Consider the following 22603-nt stretch of genomic DNA (forward strand, 5'->3'; position numbering starts at 1 on the left):
AATATTTTTCAATTTAAGCAAATTTCTTGACAAAAATATAAAAAAAGAATTGTGAAAACGTTATCTTTATGATATGCTAGAAGTATATAATAATGAGGAGACAATCTATGTCCTACACTTCTCAATCTACTCATTTGATGGGAGCTACTATTAGTCTGACCATTCAACATGATGATGCAGTAGAAATTTTGGGTCAATCTTTTCAGTTATTAGAGACACTAGAATATCGATTCAACGCCAATAGTTCGGATTCCGAACTATCCAGGATTAATCAAGAGGCTGGTATTAGACCAGTTATTGTACATCCGGATTTATTTGAACTTATTTCTATAGGTAAAAAACATAGCCTAGCTGAAAATAGTCAGATGAATATTGCCATCGGCCCTTTAGTTCAGACTTGGAGAATCGGATTTTCTGATGCTAAAGTTCCTACAGATGACGAGATTCATCATGCATTAGCTAAAATTGATCCTAAAAAAATTATCTTGGATGAGAGAAACTTTAGTATTTTCCTTGCTGAAAAGGGAATGAAAATCGACCTAGGTTGCCTAGCAAAAGGATATAGCGCCGATAAACTAGCTGGCTTCCTTAGGTCAAAAGGCGTCACTTCTGCGCTTATCAATCTCGGTGGGAATATTTTAACAATAGGAAGTAAAGAGGGGAAACCTTGGAAAATTGGTCTTCAAGCCCCTCAGTCTCCAAATGGACATCATCTAGGGATTATTCCTATCGTCAATCAATCCGTTGTAACTTCTGGTACCTATGTGCGTCACCTCAAAACTGAGGAGCATGATTTTCATCACATTTTTGATAGTTCTACTGGTTATCCTTGCCACACCGATTTAAGGAGCCTGACCATTTTATCAGAACAATCAATAGATGGAGAAATCTGGACTACAAGACTGTTTGGTCAAAATGAAATCAATATCCTCTGGCAGATTGAACAAACACCAAACATAGAAGCTATTTTAGTAGACAAACATGGGAAAATAACACTCTCATCTGGACTAGATCCTCTACTTCCAACCAAAAGAAAGGAACTATTATGACAACTTTTATTGCCCTCGTAGGAACAAATTCAAAACGTTCCACAAACCGTCAACTTCTTCAATATATGCAAAAACATTTCGTTGATAAAGCTGATATTGAACTGATTGAAATTAAAGATTTGCCAGTTTTTAATAAACCAGCTGACAAACAACTTCCTTTAGAGGTTATCGAAATTTCAGAAAAGATTGATGCAGCAGATGGGGTCATTATTGGTACACCAGAGTACGACCACTCCATTCCAGCTGTCTTGATGAATGCTCTTGCATGGCTTTCATACGGTATCTATCCGATGCTAAATAAACCAGTTATGATCACTGGTGCCTCCTATGGTACTTTAGGTTCTTCTCGTGCACAATTACAACTACGCCAAATACTTGATGCGCCTGAACTCAAAGCAAATGTAATGCCAGGATCTGAATTTTTGCTCTCTCACTCTCTACAAGCCTTTGACAAAAATGGAGACTTGATTGATTTGGATACTATCAAAAAACTTGATGCATTGTTTGACGACTTCCGTCTTTTTGTTAAAATCACGCAAAAGTTGAAAAGCGCTCATGCTCTTCTCCATAAAGAAGCTGAAGATTTTGACTGGGAAAACCTCTAATATTAGAAAGGAAAACTAAATATGAAATTTGTAGGACTCGTAGGAGCAAACTATGATCACTCGTATAACCGAAAATTGCTAGAGTTTATTCGTCGACAATTCAAATTAAAATTCGAATTAGAAGTTTTAGAAATCGATGAAGTCCCAATGTTCAACCAAGATGAAAAATGGGACGAAAGTTTTCAACTTAGACTACTTTACAATAAAATTACTCGCTCTGATGGGGTCATTATCGCTACTCCAGAACATAATCATACTATTTCTGCTTCCTTGAAGAGCGTACTGGAATGGCTCTCCTTTGAAGTTCATCCATTTGAGAACAAGCCTGTTATGATTGTTGGTGCTTCTTACTACGATCAAGGAACCTCACGCGCACAAGTTCACCTCCGCAAAATATTAGAGGCTCCTGGGGTAAATGCATACACTTTGCCAGGTAATGAATTTTTACTCGGAAAAGCTAAGGAAGCCTTTGATGATAAAGGAAACATTACCAACTCCGGTACAGTTAACTTTTTAGAAACTTGTTTAGACAATTTTGTCAAATATGTGAAGGTTGTATCAAAATTGAAAAAACCGAAACCAATTGCTCCAGAAGATTTAGATGTTACTCATCCAATTGCAACAACTATTCAAGGTATTGACCCGGATGACCCTGAATGGGTTGAAAAAGCTGCCGAATTAGTCGGCGCTGTATCAGGAGATACCTATGTAAAACTTGACCATGGTATCCTCACTGTCAATCAAATTGATATGTTCCTTAAAGCAATGCCATTTGAGTTGACTTATGCAGATGATAACAATCAGTTCTTATACTATAACAATGCTCACCAAGACCCTGATACTATGTTCGCTAAACGCGTGCCTTCTCAATCAGGTAATCGCCTATCAACTGTTCACAATTCCCTACCTGGAGGGCGGATGAAAAATGTAGAATGGGTAGTTGGTGTATTGCGAAATGGGGATCAAGAGTATGTTCGTACTATTGTCCCAGGTTCCCCAGATGGTGTGATTAATACGCATAATTACCAAGCTATGTACTATCCAGATGGTTCCTATGCTGGAATTAATGAGATTGTATTTAACTTCCAACCTTGGTTAGATTGGTACCTTGCTTCTACTGGTCAACGACTAGTTGGAGGCAATGGTTCTGTAGCAGCTGGACCACATGGAGGAGGACACGCTGATGCTACTGCTTCTGCATCAGGTGGTGCTGATGATAATACTGCTGAAGCAGATGCAACCTCTAGTGCAAGTAATTAAGAAAAACCCAACTAAGAAATTCTTAGTTGGGTTTAATGGCTCTATAATTCTGTAGTCGGTAATCTACTTTAAGAATTATGGAGCTTATTTTATTAATGTTAGGGGAACTTTTATTTTCGATACATTTTCATCTGTAAATACAAATCGTTATAGAGGCCAAGCATTTCTTGGTTTAAAGACTCATAAACTTCCAAATTTTTCATCGTCTCCTCATCTGGATAAAATGCTTTATCATCCTGTATCTCTTTTGGTAACATACTTTTTGCTGGAATATTAGGTGTCGAATAACCAACATACTCCGCATTTTTAAGAGCATTTTCAGGTCTAAGCATAAAATTGATAAACTGATACGCTGCATCTAGGTTTTTCACATTTTTAGGAATCACCATATTATCAAACCATAGATTGCTAGCTTCAGACGGTACAACATAGTGAAGTTTGTCATTCCCATCTAACATCTGCTTCGCTTCACCAGAAAAGCTAACTCCAATAGCAGCATTTCCTTGAATCATATACCCTTTCATTTCATCTGCAACAATTGCTTTAATATTAGGAGTCAAAGTATAAAGTTTGTCCACTGCTTCTTGAAGTTGATCTCGATTTTTAGAGTTTAGACTATACCCTAATGAGTTAAGTCCAATCCCCATTGCTTCTCTAGCTCCATCAATCAGCATAATTGAATTTTCAAACTCTGGTCGCCATAAGTCATCCCAATGAACTGGTGGTTTATCTACTAAATCTTCGTTATAAACAATTCCCAATGTTCCCCAAAAATAAGGAATTGAGTATTCATTCCCGTGGTCAAAAGACAAATCTAGAAAATCTTTTCCGATATTTTCTAGACCTTCGATACGGCTATGATCTAATTTCATTAACATATCTTCAGATTTCATTTTTGAAATCATATATTCACTCGGGATAGCTATATCGTAAGTGGTACCACCTTGTTTTAACTTAGTGTACATAGCTTCGTTAGAATCAAAGGTCTCGTATAAAACTTGAACGCCTGTCTCTTTTGTAAACTCTGTCAATAACTCAGGATCAATATAATCTCCCCAGTTATAAATGACTAGTTTCCCATCTGATCCTGCACTAGTCTGTGCTTCAAGGTGCGAGGAAATTCCCCACAGTAGCAAAATAATCGCAACAATGCCTGCAAGAAAGGAATAAAGTTTATTCATTCTCTTTCCTCCTTTTCACGAGAGATGAAATAATAACCTATAACCAATAAGATACTAAATAGAAAGACTAAAGTTGAAAGAGCATTGATTTCAAGAGAAATTCCCTGTCTTGCTCTTGAATAGATTTCAACTGCTAGAGTTGAAAAACCATTACCGGTTACAAAAAAAGTAACAGCAAAATCATCCAGTGAATAGGTAAATGCCATAAAATAACCGGCAATGATAGCTGGAGTTAGGTAAGGTAGCATGATTTCGCGTAACATTTGAAACTGGGTAGCTCCAAGATCGTAAGCTGCATGTACCATATCTATATTCATCTCTTTTAATCTCGGTAAAACCATCAAGACTACAATCGGAATAGAAAAAGCAACATGACTTAATAAAACTGAAGCAAATCCCAAGTCTACACGTAACATTGTAAAAAAGATTAAGAAACTTGCACCAATCATAACATCGGGCGAAACAATCAGTACATTATTCAACGATAAAATACTTTCTTGTTCTCTTCTCGATCTTTGATTGATATAAATCGCACCAAAAGTTCCAATCACAGTCGCAATCAATGCAGATAAAAAAGCAAGGAAGAAGGTTTGAGCAACAATTAACATCAGCCGACTATCATTAAAAAGATTGGAAAAATACTCTAATGTAAATCCTGTAAAGCCATTCATATCGCCGCCAGCATTAAATGAATAGAAAATAAGATAAAAAATTGGCAAATATAAAATTAGGAAAATAAAGGCTAAATAGAGATTAGATAATTTTTTCATTAACCTTTTCTCCTTTCTTTAGTTAGCCACATGATAAAGAGCATCGCTGCAATCAAAACCACCCCTATCGTTGATCCCATACCAAGATTATGAGTTGTTAGGAAATGTTGCTCAATAGCTGTACCAAGCGTAATAACACGATTTCCACCAATTAAGCGCGTTAACATGAAAAGACTCAAACTTGGTATAAAAACAGACTGAACTCCGGAGCGAACCCCATTAAGAGACAACGGAAAAACAACATGTCGAAACGTATCCCAACGATTGGCACCTAAATCATAACTTGCATTAATCAAATTATGATCCAAGTCATCCAAAGCATTAAAAATTGGTAAAATCATGAAAGGCAACTCGATGTAACTAGCAACAAAAATAAAAGAAAAATCTGTAAATAAAATTTGTTGCGGTCCAACACCAAAAAAAGTAAGGAAACTATTTATGGAACCATTTTGTCCAAAAATTCCAATAAAAGCATAAGTTTTTAACAATAGATTGATCCAAGTTGGGAGGATAATTAGCATCAACCATAATTGTTTATGCTTTAGAAGGGTCAAAAAATAAGCTGTTGGATAAGAAATTAAAAGAGTAACCAAAGTAATAATACCAGCATATAAAACTGAATTGAAACTCATTTTTAAGTAAGTTAGATTTTGAGAAGCAAAATACTCACGATAATTTGCTAAAGTAAAACCGCCATCTAATCCCAAAAAAGACTGGTATACAATCAAGGCTACAGGTGCTAGAACAAACAAACAAATCCAAATAACATATGGAACTGCAAACAAGCTAGATGTTGTTTTCTTCATCGCGCTCCTCCTCAATAGCATTAATTAAACCGGCTTCTTGCTCTTCAATCTCTACGTACTCTTCGATACGAGCGTCAAATTCTTCTTCTGTTTCATTGAGTCGCATGATATGAATATCTTCTGGTTCAAAATCAAGACCGATAACCTCTCCCACTATAGCCTTACGCGTCGAATGAATCATCCACTCATTATCCAAATCATCATAAGCTATTATCTCATAATGAACTCCACGAAAGAGTTGGGTATCAACTTTTACCTTCAGTTTTCCTTCTTCAGGAAGAGTGATTCGGAGGTCTTCTGGCCGGATAACTACCTCTACTGCTTCATTTGGTTTCATCCCTCCATCCACAGCTTCGAAGCGTTTGCCATTGAACTCCACCAAATAATCCTCAATCATGGTACCAGATAAAATGTTTGACTCACCAATAAAGGTAGCTACAAAATGATTAATAGGCTCATCATAGATATCAACTGGTGTCCCTGACTGGACAATTTCTCCTTCGTTCATAACAAAAATCCAGTCACTCATAGCCAAGGCTTCTTCCTGATCATGGGTAACAAAAACAAAGGTAATCCCTAGACTTTGTTGCAATTCTCTAAGCTCATATTGCATATCTGTCCGTAATTTTAAATCAAGGGCTGATAAAGGTTCGTCTAACAAAACAACACGCGGGCGATTGATAATTGCACGCGCAATTGCTACACGCTGCCGTTGTCCTCCTGAAAGCTTTTGGATAGAACGTTTTTCATAGCCTTCGAGTTGCACCATTTTCAGGACTTCAGTCACACGCTTCTTAATTTCATCCTTCTCTATCTTTCGTAATTTTAATGGAAAAGCTATATTTTCAAAAACAGTCATATGCGGAAAGAGAGCATAGGATTGAAAAACAGTATGCACATCACGCTTATTAGTCGGGACATCATTAATTCGTTTTCCATCTAGTAAGATATCACCAGTGGTAGCATCCAGTAAACCTGCTATTATGTTCAGAATAGTTGATTTTCCAGACCCTGATGCTCCAAGCAGGGTATAGAATTTTCCCTCTTCTAACTCAAAGTTGATATCTTTAAGTACAACAGTATTACTATCTTCAAAAACTTTTGAAACATTTTTAAACTCAATAATTGGTTTATTCAATTCACATACATTCCTTTTTCTATAATTACCCAGACAAAGTCAATTTGTCACAAACTAAACTTGTAAAACATTACTGAATGTTACAAATCATTCAATCTATAGTTTTTCGCCAATAATACGAACTTCAGGTTCCAAAATAATACCTGAATGTTCTCTTACTTTCGTAATAACATCCGCAATCAACTCTTCATAATCCTGTGCAGTTCCATCTTCGATATTCACCATAAAACCTGCATGCTTTTTAGAAACCTCAACTCCACCTATACGGTATCCTTTTAGTCCCGCTTCTGCAATTAATTGACCAGCAAAATGTCCCAATGGACGTTTAAAAACTGAACCACACGAAGGGTACTCTAGTGGCTGTTTGAGCTCTCTTAGATAAGTTAGTCTATCCATCTCTTGCTTAATGATAGAATGTGTCCCTGGAGAAAGTGCAAACTTAGCTGAAATCACTACATCACCACTATCTTGGATAGCCGAGTATCTATATCCAAAACGAAGATCTTGCGCTTCAAGAGTTTTAACCTCTCCTTCTCGAGTCAATATCTTACAGGAGATAAGAACATGTGCAATTTCTCCCCCATAAGCACCAGCATTCATGTAAACAGCCCCTCCTACACTACCAGGGATGCCGCAGGCGAATTCAAACCCCGACAGACTATGAAAAAGAGCAACATGAGTTGTATCTCTCAAACTTGCTCCTGCCTCTGCTTCAATTACGTAGCCATCAACGGAGATTGTATTCAGTTTATTAAACATGATTACAAAGCCTTTTATTCCACCATTTCGCACGATTAAATTGCTGGCGTTTCCTAAGACCATCCAAGGGATAGCGTGCTGATTCGCAAATTTTACTACTCTGATGAGCTCAAATCGGTTTCTAGGAAAAACCAGAAAATCCGCATTCCCGCCCACCTTAGTATAAGTATAGTGCTTCAAAGGTTCATCATACCGGATATCAATTCCATTTAATTCGGATTTTATTAAATCTAATACCATGTGCATCTCTTTCCTACAAATTATCACTCTATTATATCAAATTTTGACTGTTTTTGCTCATTTTTTTAGAAGAAAAACTGAAATCCAATTTTGGATTTCAGTTCTGCTTTTTATTTGTTAAACCTAGGCTTGATAAGAGGAAAATTTGTGGTAAGAATTGAATAAGATAGCGAGTTTTTCCTCCTTCAAAAACCAATAAAAAGAGAAATCCACCGAAAACAGCTAAACTCAAAAAATTCCAACTGTCTAGATTACGATAGTATCTAAAAACTAAAAAGAAACCAATACTTAACAGAATCCAAACTAGTTGTTTTAAGAAATTGTAATATGAATAGTTAGGGTGATCCTTGGTTAAAATGAATTGTCTAATCCATTCAGCAATCATATTATTCTTCGTAAATGTATAGAGAGGATTAATATAGGCTGTTTTTTCTTTGGATACAGCTGTGTAGGGCCAACCAAGAGCACCATCTGATACTGTTATTGATTGTTTTAAAGTTAAGTGCCAGAGGAATGTTAAAGGAGTGAACTCTGCTAATCGTCTTTTAATTTCTTTTACGATATATTCCGTTTTAAACATCCCGTTATTATATTTTTTCTGTTTCTCAGGTTCAACATATTGAAGTAATCCTTTCTTCATATCTTCTTGATTGTGTCCATATTGTGTTAAACCAAGATTTACAAATAAGAGTGCTCCCTTCGATAACCCTTCTCCTTGCAGTAAAGTTACTTCTCTTTGATGCTTGATAAGATAGTTTCCTGCCCCAAAGGTAAGTCCAAATGACAAAAGAAACGTCAAAAAAAACAATACCATCTTTTTTGCATTTCCTTTTAAAAATAAAACCATAAAAAATGCAATTAATAAAACAAAACCCGGTGGTCGCATAAGGATAACCACTCCCGTAACCACACCAAGTGTAGCTGTTAGTAATATGTTTTTCTTTTTATCATCCGACTGTAAAATATCTAGAGCGAGAAAAATCTGCCAAGCAATTACAGGTAAAGGAGGAATATCTGTGTACATAGCGTAAAAGTAAGGAGAAAAGCCAAGAAAAATCATGTAAAATGCAAAACTAGTATCGGAAACTGCTTGATTAAAGTGAATTTTTGCTCCCTTATATAAAACGAGTGCACCTAAGTTTACATATAGTAGGTTCAATCCTTGTAAAATCCAGAGCCCAGCTTCTCCAAATAGACGGAAGAAAAAACGTTCGTATAAAAAAGAAAGAGATTATTGGGATTTCTAGTCAGATAACTTGCGATAGACAGGTCATTTAAAAAACCAAAGGCCCCATTGAAGACGACCGCAGCATCCCGCCTAATTAGCAATTCAGCTGAAAAAAGAAAGAGTAGTTGTACGATAACAGCGGCAAACATAATTTGCCATTTATGGACGATTAGCCTACGATAAAAAATAGTTAGTTTCTTCCTAAAGTACCAAACTAGTAAAGCGATAAGAATCCCAATTGGAATCGTCCACAAACCTAACATTCCCATTCGAATAAGAGCCACAACTACCCAATGAATACCTAAAAAAAGCATGACTTTTTGTAAAAGTGAAAAAAAAATCTTATTAATACTTGATAACATATGTCTATTATAGCAGAATTCTCCCTTTTTTTCATCCATTATCAGAGAGCCGCTAACCAATCGAAGAGAAACAAAAGCATTCAACACGCCCCTTATAGTTCACTCTCTCCTTCTTACTCTATCTGACTTTTGTAAAATATCCATCTAGAGCATGGATTGATTATCACCAAATAATACTCAAAAACGAAACAGCTGGGAAATGTTGCCCCAACCGTTTAACACTCGAGTATTTAATTTTGCCAGTTCTCTTGATTTTCATTGAATCGCTCTAATAAAGCTAATCCCTCTTTGCTTACATACCCTTCTTTTTGAGCCAATTTAATCAACTCTGAATAATTTGACAATGTGACTAGTTTTACACCAGCTTCTGCAAAGTTTTTATCTGCTTTTTTTAGTTGATAGGTGAAAATAGCTACAACACCAAGCACTTCAACACCTTCACGTTTTGCAGCTGCTACTGCTTCTAAGACCGATCCTCCTGTTGAAATCAAGTCCTCTATAATAACCATTTTTTGACCCGCAATAACACGTCCTTCAATTTGATTTCCAGCACCATGTGCTTTGGGTTTGCTACGAATATAGGCAAATGGAAGATTCATCTTATCAGCGATAATAGCTCCATGTGGAATACCCGCAGTCGCAGTACCCGCAATCACTTCTACTTCTGGAAACGCTTCTTTAATAGTTTCAACAAAACCATCTTCAATCAAAGTGCGTGTTTCAGGATAAGCTAAAGTCACACGGTTATCCGTATAAATTGGAGATTTAATCCCTGATGCCCAAGTAAAAGGATCTTGAGGATTTAGATAAACAGCTTCAATTTTCAATAAATGGCTTGCAATTTTCGTGGCTAATGTCATTTGTCTTCTCCTTTATATACTGCTCAATCAAGTTTTCAAACAGATAGCTTTCGTTTTCTTTCCTTTACGCTAGGTTCCATTCATCCTTTATAGCCCGATAAGCTAAAACTGGATTGTCCGCTTGAGTAATTGGGCGACCTACAACAATATAGTCACTCCCAATCGAGCAGGCTTCTGATGGTGTCATCACTCGCTTTTGATCACCTGCTTCCACTCCCTTCGGACGAATACCTGGTGTTAAGCAGGTAAAACCATATGGTGTACTCTGTTTAATAAGTTCTACTTCCTGAGCAGAGCAGACAACACCATCCAAACCAGCTTCGGAAGTTTTCTGAGCGTAATGAAGCACCGATTCCATTAAACTTGTCCCAATCAGCTGGTCTTCTTGCATAGCTTCTTGGCTTGTAGAAGTTAACTGGGTTACAGCAATTAGCTTAGGACCATTTCCTAACCCTTCTCTAGCTGCACGCATCATCTCAACTCCCCCAGCTGCATGTACATTTGTCATATCAACACCTAGTTTTGCTAAAACCTTCATTGCTGATTTTACCGTATTTGGTATATCATGTAATTTTAAATCAAGAAAAACAGAGTGTCCAAGCTGTTTCACATAGGTTACAATATCCGGTCCTACTGCATAATATAACTCCATGCCAATTTTAACATATAGTTTTTCCTCATTCGGAAAAAGTTCAAGAAAATCTTTCACATCTTGAAAACTTGAAAAATCCAATGCAATTATAGGCCGTGTTTCACGCATCATAACTCCTCACTTTAGACAGCAAAACAGAATCAAAAAAGAACCTGCTTGCAGCAAGGTTCCACGAAAAATGGGGAATTCAACCCCTTTCACCGTTCAACCTTTGCTGTCTCTCTGAACTGCTTTAAAGGTTAATTTTCTATATTTTACATCATAAAAGAACGTTTGTCAACAGAAATATGGTAAAATAGAACTATGCGTATTCAACAATTACAATATATAATAAAAATCGTGGAAACAGGGTCAATGAATGAAGCAGCCAAACAGCTATTCATTACCCAGCCCAGTTTATCCAATGCGGTACGAGACTTGGAAAACGAGATGGGCATTGAAATTTTTATTCGAAACCCAAAAGGGATTACATTAACAAAAGACGGCATGGAGTTTCTCTCTTATGCACGCCAAGTGATTGAGCAAATTGATCTCTTATCTGAACGATACAAGAATCCTGTTGGAAATCGGGAACTTTTCAGTGTTTCTTCTCAACATTATGCCTTTGTTGTCGAAGCTTTTGTCGCCCTTCTCAAGAAAAGTGATATGGAAAAATATGAACTCTTCCTGAGAGAAACCCGCACTTGGGAAATCATTGACGATGTAAAAAACTTTCGTAGTGAAGTCGGTGTTCTATTTTTAAACAGTTACAATCGAGATGTCCTTTCAAAAATGTTAGATGATAATCATTTAACAGCCACACATCTTTTTACTGCAAAACCACATATTTTTGTCAGTAAGACAAATCCATTAGCTAAAAAAGACTTAGTGAAGTTATCAGATCTTGAGGATTTTCCTTATCTTAGCTATGACCAAGGAACACATAATTCCTTTTACTTTTCAGAAGAAATACTTTCTCAAGAGCACCATAAAAAGTCTATTGTAGTAAGTGACCGAGCCACTCTTTTTAACCTCCTAATAGGTTTAGATGGCTATACTATAGCTACAGGTATTCTTAACAGTAATCTTAATGGAAACAATATTGTATCTATCCCTTTAGATATTGAAGATCCTATTGAATTAGTTTACATCAAACACGAAAAAACGAGTCTCTCAAAAATGGGTGAAAAGTTTATTGAGAATCTTTTAAACGAAGTAAAATTCGAAAACAAGTCGGAATAAAGTCAGAAAAACGTTTAAAATAGTCTTTCTAATTATTAGAACAAATATAACAAGAAAATACTCTAAAAAGAGTAAAGTGAGACTTTATTTACATAATCCCCCTATAATGAATAGTGAAATTATAGATATTTCACTATTCATTATAGGGGGATTTTTACTACACCCAGCAAAATTCCACAGTTTAAGAAATGAAAACAGTATTGACAGTGATTATTTGCTTTTTATACCACAAGTACTTTTTATTTCTTTAGAATATCCTTTGTATTTCCAGTTCTTTGTTGCTTTTCTAAAGATAGTGAGCTCATGCTGTTCATTTATAAGATTATCGACAAGGTTAAAGTGATTAGATTGTATTTTTTGATAATGGTATTCCCCTTCATTCTTACCTCTTGAAAGTCAACGATTTGTCGTTTGAAACAGCTATAAACTGACAACAAAGCTTTTATTGCTCTCCTGTTTCCTTTAGTCGAGAATACCTTATAAAATCTGTTCAGTTTAGCATAAACGATTTAGTCTATACTTCGTATAATCTTCTTCAATCATAACAATCTCCCTTTTTCCTAAATTTAGTACAGTAGAAAAACAAGAGTAAATGATTTTTCTCAAATATTAAAAAATGCTCTAGAATATCCTTAAGTTACTACACTTTGATATTATAGAGCATTTGAAATAAAAATTGATGTTGTAACTCTCCAGACTTTTAAAAATTGTTACATTTTAAGTTGGAAGACAAGTTTGATAAATCATTTATTCTGTTTATTTTGATTTAATATAAGTTACACCATCTGCTTTTGGAGCAACAGATTTACCAAAGAAGGCTGCTAAGACAACGATGGTTAATAAATAAGGAGCAATTTGTAAGTATACTGCAGGAACTCCTTGAAGAAATGGTAACTGTGTACCGATAACAGCCAAACTTTGTGAAAGTCCAAAGAATAAACTTGAAAACATAGCACCAACAGGATTCCATTTACCAAAAATCATTGCTGCTAAAGCGATAAATCCAGGTCCTACAATCGTTGTTACTGAAAAATTTACTGAAATAGATTGAGCATATGCTGCACCACCAATTCCACCTAATATTCCAGAAATGATAACTCCAAGATATTTCATCAAATACACATTAATTCCAAGCGTATCAGCAGCTTGAGGATGTTCCCCGACCGAACGAAGACGTAATCCAAAACGAGTTTTAAAGAGTACAAACCAGGCTAGGAAAGAAAGTGAAATAGCCAAGTACCCTAACAAACTAGTAGACTTGAAAAAGATATCTCCAATTACTGGAATATCGGACAAACCAGGGAAATCAAAACGACCAAATGTTTGTCTAAGATTATCTGTTTGCCCCTTTCCATAGAAAGCCTTTACTAAAAACACAGCTAAGGCAGGAGCCATCAAGTTAAGAACAGTACCGCTGACAACGTGGTCTGCACGGAAATGAACAGTGGCTATTGCATGAAGCAAAGCAAAGATTCCACCAACAAAACCTCCAACAAGTAGAGCTATCCAAGGTGTGGCAAGTCCTAAGGAATCTGCGAATTCAAGATTAAAAACTACTCCTGAGAAAGCACCCATAACCATAATTCCCTCAAGTCCGACATTAACCACTCCACCACGTTCAGAGAAAACACCTCCAATACTGGTGAAAATAAGTGGAGCGGAATAAATGAGCATTGATGAGACTAAAAGAGCGAGCATTGTTACTATCGACATCCTTATTTACCTCCCTTTGCTTGTTTTTTTGGTTTGACATAGCGTTCAATAATGTAATGAACACTGACAAAGAAAATAATAGAAGCTGTCACAATGCTGACCAATTCATTCGGAACCTGAGCCACATTCATACCTGAGGCACCGACTTGCAAAACTCCAAAAAGAAAAGCTGCAAACAAAATACCTATCGGTGAGTTAGCTGCCAGCAAGCTAACTGCCATTCCATTAAATCCAATGGATAAAGAAGAACCTTGAATATAAACATTTTGGAAGGTTCCCAGTCCTTCAACTGCCCCTCCAAGTCCGGCAAGTGCACCGGAAATAATCATAGATAAGATGATTGTTCGTTTAGCTGAAATCCCAGCATATTCTGAAGCATGAGGATTTAAACCTACTGCCCGGATTTCAAAACCAAGTGTCGTTTTTTTCAATAAGAACCAAATCACAAATACAGCGACTAAGGCAAAGAAAATTCCAATATTCATCCGTGAATTATCTGTTAATTCAGATAACCACGCTGTTTGGTAACTTGCATTTTCAGAAACACGATTTGTTGAATCTGTACTTTGCATGAATGATTGTGGGAAAGAGTGTATAAAAGCATTACTTACATACAAAATAATATAGTTCATCATAATGGTTACAATAACCTCAGATGTCCCTAAATAAGCCCGGAGTATTCCTGGGATAGCACCTGCAATCCCGCCAGCTATTAAAGCAATGATAACAGTCATAGGAATCATAAAAATCCGAGGCATATCAGGATTTGACAATGCAAACCAAGTACTCAAGACCCATCCTGCTAAAGCCTGTCCAGGGAGCCCAACATTAAAGAAACCAGCTCGACTTGCCACCGCAAATCCTAAAGCAATCAAGATAAGTGGTCCCATGGCACGGAATATTTCACCTATTCCACGAACGGTACCAAAAGCTGTTCGAAAGAGTTCCTCATATCCCCAAATCGCATCATAGCCAAAAATCCACATAACAATGGCACCGAGAAAAATGCCCAATAATACCGAAATTAACGGTACCGAAAGTTCTTGAATTTTTTTAGACATTACTGCTCTCCTTTCCCAATGTACCTCCAGCCATTAAAACTCCCAGTTCTTGTTTATTGGTTGTTTCAGGTGCAACTATCCCTTGAATGTGGCCATCATGGATTACAGCTATTCTATCTGAAACATTGAGGATTTCGTCCAATTCAAAACTAACCACAAGTACCGCTTTTCCATTATCACGTTCCTCTATTAGACGCTTATGGATATACTCGATAGCACCAACATCCAAACCACGAGTTGGTTGACTAACAATGAGTAGTTCAGGATTCCGGTCGATTTCTCTTGCAATAATAGCCTTTTGCTGATTTCCTCCTGAAAGGGCGGAAGCGGGGACTACTTCACTTGCAGCACGAACATCAAATTCTTCCATTAATTTCTTTGCATAAGATGTAATATTGGAATAATTTAAAATACCACCTTTACTTAGAGGTTCTTTATAATAGGTTTGAAGAGCGATATTTTCAGAAATCATCATATCTAAAACAAGGCCATCACGATGACGATCTTCAGGCACATGGCCGACACTCATCTCAGTGATTTGACGAGGATGTAAGCCAACAATTTCTTTCCCTTTTAGTTGAATACTACCTGATTGTACTTTTCTAAGGCCCGTAATAGCCTGTATCAACTCAGATTGACCATTTCCGTCAATTCCTGCAATACCAACTATTTCACCTGCACGAACATCAAGTGAGAAATTTTTTACAGCTGGAACACCACGATTTTCAAGAACTACTAAATCTTTAATGGATAAAACAACCTCTTTTGGCTGAGCATCTTGTTTTTCTGTTTTAAACGAAACTGAACGTCCAACCATCATTTCTGCTAAATCAGCATTTGTAGCCCCTGCAATCTCAACTGTTTCAATCGATTTCCCTCTTCGTATTACTGTTACTCGATCTGCAACAGCACGAATTTCGTCTAGCTTATGGGTAATTAAAATAATTGATTTCCCCTCATTTACCAGATTTTTCATAATAGCAATCAATTCCTCAATTTCGGAAGGAGTTAAAACTGCCGTAGGTTCATCAAAAATAAGAATATCCGCTCCTCGATATAAGGTTTTTAGAATCTCAACTCTTTGTTGAGCTCCAACCGAAATATCATCAACTTTCGCAGTTGGATCAATAGCTAATCCATAACGTTCAGATAACTCATTGATTTCTTTTGTCGCACGAGCAATATCTAAAACTCCGTTTTTAGTCAACTCACTACCAAGGATAATATTTTCAGCAACAGTAAAAGCTTCAACCAACATAAAGTGTTGATGAACCATACCAATACCTAGACTAGCTGCTTTAGATGGTGAATCTAATTTTACAGATTGCCCATTGACTAAAATTTCACCACTAGTAGGTTCTAGGAGGCCCGCTAACATATTCATCAATGTTGACTTTCCAGCTCCATTTTCCCCTAAAAGTGCATGAATTTCACCCTTGCGAAGTTGCAAATTAATTTTATCATTCGCAACAAATTCACCAAATTTTTTGGTAATCTCACGCATTTCAATGACATTTTTCTGTGCCATGTACTCTTCCTTTCAGAAACTTATTTTGTGTCAATAAAACCTGTTAAGCTGAATCATTTGTACAAAAATTTTTCAGGCGTAACAAGCTTTATTGAGACAAATACTGTCTCAACTCCTAAAAAAGCGACCAATGGCCGCTTTCCTAAGAAATTACTTCCACTTATAATTATTTTTCAGGCACTGTTACACTACCGTCAAGAACTTTTTCTTTTGCTTCTTTAACAGCCGCTTTTGCATCTTCTGAAAGATTAGTTTCTGCCAAATCAACACCTTTATCTTTCAATGAATAAGTTGTTGTTTTACCACCTGGAAACTCACCTTTTTCAGTTTTGTTAGCAAGGTCTTTAACTGTTGTTCCAACCTCCTTCAAAGTTGATGCAAGAACAAAATTAGATTCCTTACCATCTTTTGAGGTATACTTACCTTCTTCAGCTTGGTCACGGTCTACACCGATAACCCATACTTTGTCTGCTTCGTTAGCTGCCTTGTTACGGTCTAGTGCTTCTGAGAAAACACCAGTTCCTGTACCACCTGCCGCTTGATATACCACATCTGCTCCAGAGGTATATTGAGCTGCAGCAAGTGTCTTACCTTTAGCTGCGTCTGAGAATGAACCAGCATAGGCAACATCTACTTGAATTGTTTTATCTACGGATTCAACACCAGCTTTAAAACCAGCGGCAAAGCGTGAGATAACTTCTGATTCCATACCACCGACAAAACCAACATGTTTCGTCTTTGTTGTCTTAGCTGCTGCAACACCAGCTAAATAAGCTGCTTCATTATCCGCAAATGTAACACTTGCAACGTTACTCTGACCTTCGATAACGTCATCAATCAAAACATAGTTGATATCAGTATGATCTTTTGCCGCTTCCTCAACAGCATTATGAAGAGCAAAACCTACACCAAAAATAAGGTTGTAAGTACCAGCAGCTTGTTGCAAGTTATTAGCGTAGTCAGCTTCACTTGTTGATTGGAAATAAGTAAAACCGTTATCTTTGGTTAAACCATGCTCTTTTCCCCAAGCTTGAAGTCCTTCCCAAGCTGATTGGTTAAAGGATTTGTCATCCACACCACCAGTATCTGTTACAATTGCTGCTTTTGTTTTTACATCTGAAGATGATGCAGCATTACGAGAAGAACGACTACCACATGCAGCAAGACCAATTGCTGCTACTGCAACTAGACCAAGGCCTAGCCATTGTTTCTTGTTCATTACTGAACCTCCTAAATAATTTATGCAACGTTGTTGCGGTTTGGAATAGACTGGTCACTATGACCAATTTTACCGATTATTTCAAATCAGTAAAAGAATATGGAAGTAACTCCCCGACCGTCATCTCGACCGTCGATTTATCTTTAGCAACTAAAGTAACTTTAAAATCCTTTTCAAAAAACTCTGCCATCACCTGACGACAAGCACCACAGGGAGAAATTGGTTTTTCTGTTTCCCCATAAACAATCAACTCATCAAAGTCTCTTTCCCCTTCAGAAATTGCTTTAAAAATAGCTGTCCTCTCACCGCAATTGGTTAATGGATAACTCGCATTTTCTATGTTGACACCTGTATAAATGTCTCCATCTTTGGAAACTAATACAGCTCCAATTGGAAAATGGGAATAAGGGACGTACGCCCGTCTACTGGTCTCAATTGCTAACTCTATTAATTCAATAGTCGCCACTAACCTCTTCTCCTTTCAGGATAGCTACTCCAGATGAAGTCCCAATTCTATTCGCACCTGCATTTATAAATTCTAATGCATCTTTGTAAGAGCGAGCACCTCCTGAAGCTTTGACACCCATTTCTGTGCCTACTGTCTGCCTCATCAAAGAGACATCTACTACAGTAGCTCCACCTGTTGAGAAGCCAGTAGAAGTTTTGACAAAGTCTGCTCCAGCCTTTTTAGCCAGCTGACAGACAAGAACTTTTTCGTCATTCGTTAATAAACAAGTTTCAATAATCACTTTGACAAGTTTGTCACCACTTACATTAACAACCGCCTGAATGTCCTGCTCTACTATTTCCACTTCCCCAGACTTTAAGGCACCGATATTGATTACCATATCAATTTCATCAGCCCCATTCTCTATTGCATTCTGTGTTTCATAAGCTTTAACTTCAGGAGTATTAGCTCCAAGCGGAAAACCAATCACGGTACAAACCTTAACATCAGACTGTTTTAATTTTTGTGCTGCATAAGCTACCCATGTTGGGTTGACACAAACACTTGCAAAGTCATATTTTCTTGCTTCTAGCAAAAGATGACCGATTTGTTCTTTTGTAGCATCAGGCTTTAAAAGCGTATGATCAATTAATTTATTCAAGTTCATTTTCGTATTTTTCACATTTTACGAGATAATTTCTAAAATTTCTCGTAAACTTTTCACTCCATCATTTATTTTAACATATTTTTGGAATTCTGTAACTAAATCTTGTGAAATTTTTTTATTCGCATACACTTTTGCAATTACCTCACCTTTTCTTACAGATTCACCTACTTTTTTCGAAAATACTATCCCCGTTTCATAATCAAGTTTATCTGACTTAACAGCACGTCCAGCACCTAGTCTCATAGCAAATAGACCAAACTCCTTAGCAGGTAAGGCTACAATAAAACCATCTTCACTTGAGCGAATTTCTTCCACGTATTCTGCTGATGATGTTCTATAAAGATCCTCGATATCTCCGCCTTGATAAACAATCATTTCTTCAAATTTTTGAAGAGCTTTTCCATTTACCAGATGCTCACGAACTTGTTCTTTTGTTTTTTCAACATTTGCTAAACTTAGCATAATTTGCGCCAACTCACAAATAAAGTTTGTGATATCTTCGCGGCCCTTGCCTTGTAAAATTTCCAGTGCTTCCAAAATCTCTAGTCGATTTCCTATTGCACTCCCCAAAGGTTGACTCATATCTGTGATAACTGCAACTGTTTTACGCCCTACTGCATTTCCCAAATCAACCATAGTTCGTGCTAATTTCCGAGCATCTTCTATATTTTTCATAAAAGCGCCCTCACCTACTGTTACATCTAGTAGGATAGCATCCGCTCCCGCTGCAATTTTTTTACTCATAACTGAGCTTGCAATTAAAGGAATAGTATCCACCGTCGCAGTGACATCACGAAGAGCGTAAAGAAGCTTATCAGCTTTCACAAGTTGATCAGATTGTCCAATAACAGATAAACCGATTTCCTGAACTTGTTTGATAAAATCCGCTTGATTTCGCTCAATTTCATATCCTTTGATAGCTTCCAGCTTATCTATCGTACCGCCAGTATGACCTAAACCACGTCCACTCATCTTGGCAACAGGTACGCCGAAACTAGCAACTAAAGGAGCTAAAATCAAGGTAACTTTATCACCGACTCCACCTGTTGAATGTTTATCCACTTTAATACCTTGAATTTGAGATAAATCAAACTCCTGACCAGTTTTTACCATGTTCATGGTTAAATCAGAAATCTCCCTAGTTGTCATGCCTTTGAAATAAATCGCCATGGCTAATGCTGACATTTGATAATCCGGTATAACACCAGTAACATACCCTTCTATCAACCATGTAATTTCTTCAGAAGATAACTCAAAACCATCTCGTTTTTTTGGATGATATCCACTGCTCTCATACTTTCACACTTTTAAGGATATAATACCCTTTTTCCTTTCTTACAATCTCACAATTTCCAAAGACTTCTTCCATTTTGTTTTTTGCACTTGGTGCTCCTTGTTTTTTCTGAATGACAATGGTTAAAACACCACCAGCTACCAAGTGATCAAAACTACCCGAAATAACCTCATGTACCACCTGCTTTCCAGCACGAATAGGTGGGTTTGAAATAACTTGATCAAACTGTCCTTTCACTTGTTCATAAATATTGGATTGAAATATCTCTGCTTCCACCCTGTTTTTTACTGCATTTTGTTGAGCAAGTTCCAAAGCACGATTATTGATATCAACCATAGTAGGGATTATCCCATAAGCTTTAGCCAACGACAATCCCAATGGACCGTAACCACAGCCTACATCAAGGAGACGTTCTCCCTCTTTTGCTGAGACATTTTTGAGCAGGACTTGGCTACCAAAGTCAATCATCTTCTTACTAAAGACCCCCGCGTCCGTCAAAAAGGTCATCTTGTTTCCCAAAAGCTCCACTCTCAACTCATGAATGTCGTGAGCTGCATCGGGATTTTCTGCATAATACATTTTACTCATAGAATCATTTTACCACAAAGAAGATAGCTTTGTAAATCGTTTACAATTTAGTTATAGAATAGAAAATAAAAAGATTGAAGAAGTTCAGCTCAAAATAAGAACCTATTCTTCAATCTTTATTGATTCAAACATTGTTACTCAATGTTTATTGCTTAACTTCAAATACTTGACCGAGAGAAGGAAACCTAGTAAAATGTTGGGATAGAATCCCGGTTGATAAATCTGTGTTAGAATATCTAAACTGGTCCAGAGTCTAATCAATTCTTCGAGCGACATACGGAATAGATATCCCTCAGTAGAAACCCAAATAGCCAAAAAAACATAACTACCTACAGCCAACCATATACTCCACTTTTTTTGAAGTTTCCATGCAAAGAAGAGCGACAAAAGAAAGACGGAAGTTACTAAGAAGTGATCTAGTAAGAAAGCATAACCATAATAAGTTTCTAGTAATCTCTTACCATCATCAACATTTGCCCACTTTAAAAATGGCAATGAGAAACTCAACCCAAAACAGATTTCCAATATATAATTCCTGAGCTTTCTCATCATGATAACTCCTATATAATATTATCCAAAACAACTGACCATCTTGAACCATTTCTATTATATAATATAAACCAGACTTATTTCAATAAAATACTGTATTTTTTTATTTTTTTATGATATGATAAACAAAAATAGTCGGGAGAAGCGAAAATGACTAACGAATTTCTGCATTTTGGAAAAATCAGTCGGGAAACTTGGCAAAACCTCCACCGAAAAACCACTCCTCCCCTGACAGAACATGAATTAAATTCCATCAAAAGCTTTAACGATAAAATTAGTTTACAAGACGTCATCGATGTTTATCTGCCTCTAACCAATCTGATTCACATTTATAAGAGAGCCAAAGAGGATCTAGCTTTTTCAAAAGGAATCTTTCTACAAGAGGAAAGTAAAAAACAACCCTTTTTGATAGGAGTTTCAGGAAGCGTTGCCGTTGGAAAATCAACTGCCAGTCGCCTTATACAAATCCTTCTCTCCCGAAGCTTACCAAGTTGTAGGGTTGAACTGGTAACTACGGATGGTTTTTTGTTCCCCAATGAATCTTTAATCCAAAAGGGTATCTTAAACCGTAAAGGTTTCCCTGAAAGTTATGACATGGGCCTTTTAACTAATTTTCTAGATAGCATTAAAAATGGGCAAGAATTTGCTGTCCCTCTCTATTCTCACGATGTTTATGACATTGTGGCTAACAAAAAGCAACTTGTTACCGCAGCTGACTTTGTTATCGTTGAAGGAATCAATGTCTTTCAGAATCCTCAAAACGAACGACTTTATATGACAGATTTCTTTGATTTTTCAATTTATATTGATGCAGATACAGAAAATATCGAAAATTGGTATCAAGATCGTTTCCTTAAGTTACTTGACATTGCAAAAACAAATCCTAACAGTTACTACTACAAGTTCGCCAACATGTCTTTAACAGAAGCTAAAGAATTTGCCCACCAAGTTTGGTCTACTATAAACTTAGTCAATTTGGAAAATTATATCGAACCAACTCGTAACCGTGCTGAAATTATCCTCCATAAAGCTGAAAATCATGAAATCGACAAAATTTATCTAAAAAATAATTTTGTCTAAAATTAAGAAAAACACTTGTCAAATACCTCATAATTTGATAAACTTATTTGGTAACATCTATGGCACACAAGTGACCATGGCAGAAAGGAATTTTTAAAAATGAAAAAAGATATCCATCCAGAATATCGCTCAGTTGTATTTATGGACACTACTACTGGCTACCAATTTCTCAGTGGTTCAACTAAGAACTCAAATGAAACTGTTGAGTTCGAAGGAGAAACTTACCCATTAATCCGTGTGGAAATTTCATCTGACTCACACCCATTCTATACTGGTCGTCAAAAGTTCACTCAAGCAGATGGACGCGTGGATCGTTTCAACAAAA

At 36.7% G+C, this 22603-nt stretch carries 21 protein-coding genes and 2 pseudogenes; 6 read left to right on the top strand and 17 right to left on the bottom strand.

Annotation, left to right across the window (positions count from 1 at the left end):
- Positions 1–107 precede the first annotated feature (107 nt).
- From STRDD10_RS02555 to STRDD10_RS02565, 3 genes are read left to right on the top strand one after another with little or no spacing between them, the layout of a single operon-like run.
- On the top strand, positions 108–1049 hold the full coding sequence (locus STRDD10_RS02555; RefSeq protein ID WP_067192844.1) for an FAD:protein FMN transferase: 942 nt from the start codon (positions 108–110) through the stop codon (positions 1047–1049).
- A complete protein-coding gene (locus STRDD10_RS02560) occupies positions 1046–1654 on the top strand; it encodes an NADPH-dependent FMN reductase (RefSeq protein WP_067192846.1) in 609 nt (202 codons plus the stop codon). The genes STRDD10_RS02555 and STRDD10_RS02560 overlap by 4 nt, the downstream gene beginning before the upstream one ends.
- 21 nt (positions 1655–1675) lie before the next feature.
- The gene (locus STRDD10_RS02565) at positions 1676–2914 is read left to right on the top strand and encodes an NAD(P)H-dependent oxidoreductase (protein WP_067192848.1); all 1239 of its coding nucleotides are present in this window, start codon (positions 1676–1678) and stop codon (positions 2912–2914) included.
- 110 nt (positions 2915–3024) lie between these two features.
- Here the strand turns inward: STRDD10_RS02565 and STRDD10_RS02570 are convergent, their stop codons facing one another.
- The 8 genes and pseudogenes from STRDD10_RS02570 to pyrF form a co-directional block, all read right to left on the bottom strand.
- Positions 3025–4095: an ABC transporter substrate-binding protein gene (locus tag STRDD10_RS02570; protein WP_067192850.1), complete on the bottom strand. Its 1071-nt coding sequence runs from the start codon at positions 4093–4095 to the stop codon at positions 3025–3027.
- Complete coding sequence (locus STRDD10_RS02575) at positions 4092–4865, bottom strand: ABC transporter permease (RefSeq protein ID WP_067192852.1); 774 nt, start codon at positions 4863–4865, stop codon at positions 4092–4094. The genes STRDD10_RS02570 and STRDD10_RS02575 overlap by 4 nt, the downstream gene beginning before the upstream one ends.
- A complete protein-coding gene (locus STRDD10_RS02580; RefSeq protein ID WP_067192854.1) occupies positions 4865–5671 on the bottom strand; it encodes an ABC transporter permease in 807 nt (268 codons plus the stop codon). Before STRDD10_RS02580 ends, STRDD10_RS02575 begins: the two co-directional genes overlap by 1 nt.
- Positions 5652–6809, bottom strand: a complete 1158-nt coding sequence (locus tag STRDD10_RS02585; protein WP_067192855.1) for an ABC transporter ATP-binding protein — start codon at positions 6807–6809, stop codon at positions 5652–5654. The genes STRDD10_RS02580 and STRDD10_RS02585 overlap by 20 nt, the downstream gene beginning before the upstream one ends.
- 96 nt (positions 6810–6905) lie before the next feature.
- Complete coding sequence (gene murB / locus STRDD10_RS02590; RefSeq protein ID WP_197458292.1) at positions 6906–7808, bottom strand: UDP-N-acetylmuramate dehydrogenase; 903 nt, start codon at positions 7806–7808, stop codon at positions 6906–6908.
- A gap of 97 nt (positions 7809–7905) precedes the next feature.
- Positions 7906–9398, bottom strand: a pseudogene (locus tag STRDD10_RS02595) (glycosyltransferase family 39 protein).
- 230 nt (positions 9399–9628) lie between these two features.
- Positions 9629–10258, bottom strand: a complete 630-nt coding sequence (gene pyrE, locus STRDD10_RS02600) for an orotate phosphoribosyltransferase (protein ID WP_067192859.1) — start codon at positions 10256–10258, stop codon at positions 9629–9631.
- 64 nt (positions 10259–10322) lie between these two features.
- Positions 10323–11018 carry an orotidine-5'-phosphate decarboxylase gene (gene pyrF, locus STRDD10_RS02605; protein WP_067192861.1) on the bottom strand — a complete coding sequence of 232 codons (696 nt, stop codon included), beginning with the start codon at positions 11016–11018 and terminating at the stop codon, positions 10323–10325.
- Between the two features lie 195 nt (positions 11019–11213).
- On the opposite strand from pyrF, the gene STRDD10_RS02610 reads away from it, so the two are divergent.
- Positions 11214–12131 carry a LysR family transcriptional regulator gene (locus STRDD10_RS02610; protein WP_067192863.1) on the top strand — a complete coding sequence of 306 codons (918 nt, stop codon included), beginning with the start codon at positions 11214–11216 and terminating at the stop codon, positions 12129–12131.
- Between the two features lie 756 nt (positions 12132–12887).
- Here STRDD10_RS02610 and STRDD10_RS02615 read toward each other — a convergent pair.
- From STRDD10_RS02615 to STRDD10_RS11430, 9 genes and pseudogenes are all read right to left on the bottom strand, one after another.
- Positions 12888–13844 (bottom strand): ABC transporter permease, encoded by a 957-nt coding sequence (locus STRDD10_RS02615; protein ID WP_067192865.1) that lies wholly within the window; start codon positions 13842–13844, stop codon positions 12888–12890.
- A gap of 2 nt (positions 13845–13846) precedes the next feature.
- Positions 13847–14905, bottom strand: coding sequence for an ABC transporter permease (locus STRDD10_RS02620; protein WP_067192867.1), 1059 nt, complete (start codon positions 14903–14905; stop codon positions 13847–13849).
- Complete coding sequence (locus STRDD10_RS02625) at positions 14898–16433, bottom strand: ABC transporter ATP-binding protein (RefSeq protein ID WP_067192869.1); 1536 nt, start codon at positions 16431–16433, stop codon at positions 14898–14900. Before STRDD10_RS02625 ends, STRDD10_RS02620 begins: the two co-directional genes overlap by 8 nt.
- A gap of 166 nt (positions 16434–16599) precedes the next feature.
- Positions 16600–17652, bottom strand: coding sequence for a BMP family lipoprotein (locus STRDD10_RS02630; RefSeq protein WP_067192870.1), 1053 nt, complete (start codon positions 17650–17652; stop codon positions 16600–16602).
- Between the two features lie 76 nt (positions 17653–17728).
- A complete protein-coding gene (locus STRDD10_RS02635) occupies positions 17729–18118 on the bottom strand; it encodes a cytidine deaminase (protein WP_067192872.1) in 390 nt (129 codons plus the stop codon).
- Positions 18105–18767: a deoxyribose-phosphate aldolase gene (deoC, locus tag STRDD10_RS02640; protein ID WP_067192874.1), complete on the bottom strand. Its 663-nt coding sequence runs from the start codon at positions 18765–18767 to the stop codon at positions 18105–18107. The genes STRDD10_RS02635 and deoC overlap by 14 nt, the downstream gene beginning before the upstream one ends.
- Positions 18768–18785: 18 nt before the next feature.
- Positions 18786–20062: pseudogene (locus STRDD10_RS02645) on the bottom strand (pyrimidine-nucleoside phosphorylase).
- The gene (locus STRDD10_RS02650; protein WP_082782022.1) at positions 20059–20649 is read right to left on the bottom strand and encodes a class I SAM-dependent methyltransferase; all 591 of its coding nucleotides are present in this window, start codon (positions 20647–20649) and stop codon (positions 20059–20061) included. Before STRDD10_RS02650 ends, STRDD10_RS02645 begins: the two are co-directional and overlap by 4 nt.
- A 138-nt stretch (positions 20650–20787) precedes the next feature.
- Positions 20788–21198, bottom strand: a complete 411-nt coding sequence (locus STRDD10_RS11430) for a hypothetical protein (protein ID WP_067193030.1) — start codon at positions 21196–21198, stop codon at positions 20788–20790.
- 150 nt (positions 21199–21348) lie between these two features.
- Between STRDD10_RS11430 and coaA the strand changes: the two genes are divergently transcribed.
- Both coaA and STRDD10_RS02665 read left to right on the top strand, forming a co-directional pair.
- A complete protein-coding gene (gene coaA, locus STRDD10_RS02660; protein ID WP_067192879.1) occupies positions 21349–22278 on the top strand; it encodes a type I pantothenate kinase in 930 nt (309 codons plus the stop codon).
- 99 nt (positions 22279–22377) lie between these two features.
- Positions 22378–22603 (top strand): type B 50S ribosomal protein L31 (locus STRDD10_RS02665; RefSeq protein ID WP_067192881.1); only part of this gene is annotated, 226 nt, incomplete at its 3' end.

It is taken from the genome of Streptococcus sp. DD10, from assembly GCF_001578805.1.
GTDB lineage: Bacteria > Bacillota > Bacilli > Lactobacillales > Streptococcaceae > Streptococcus.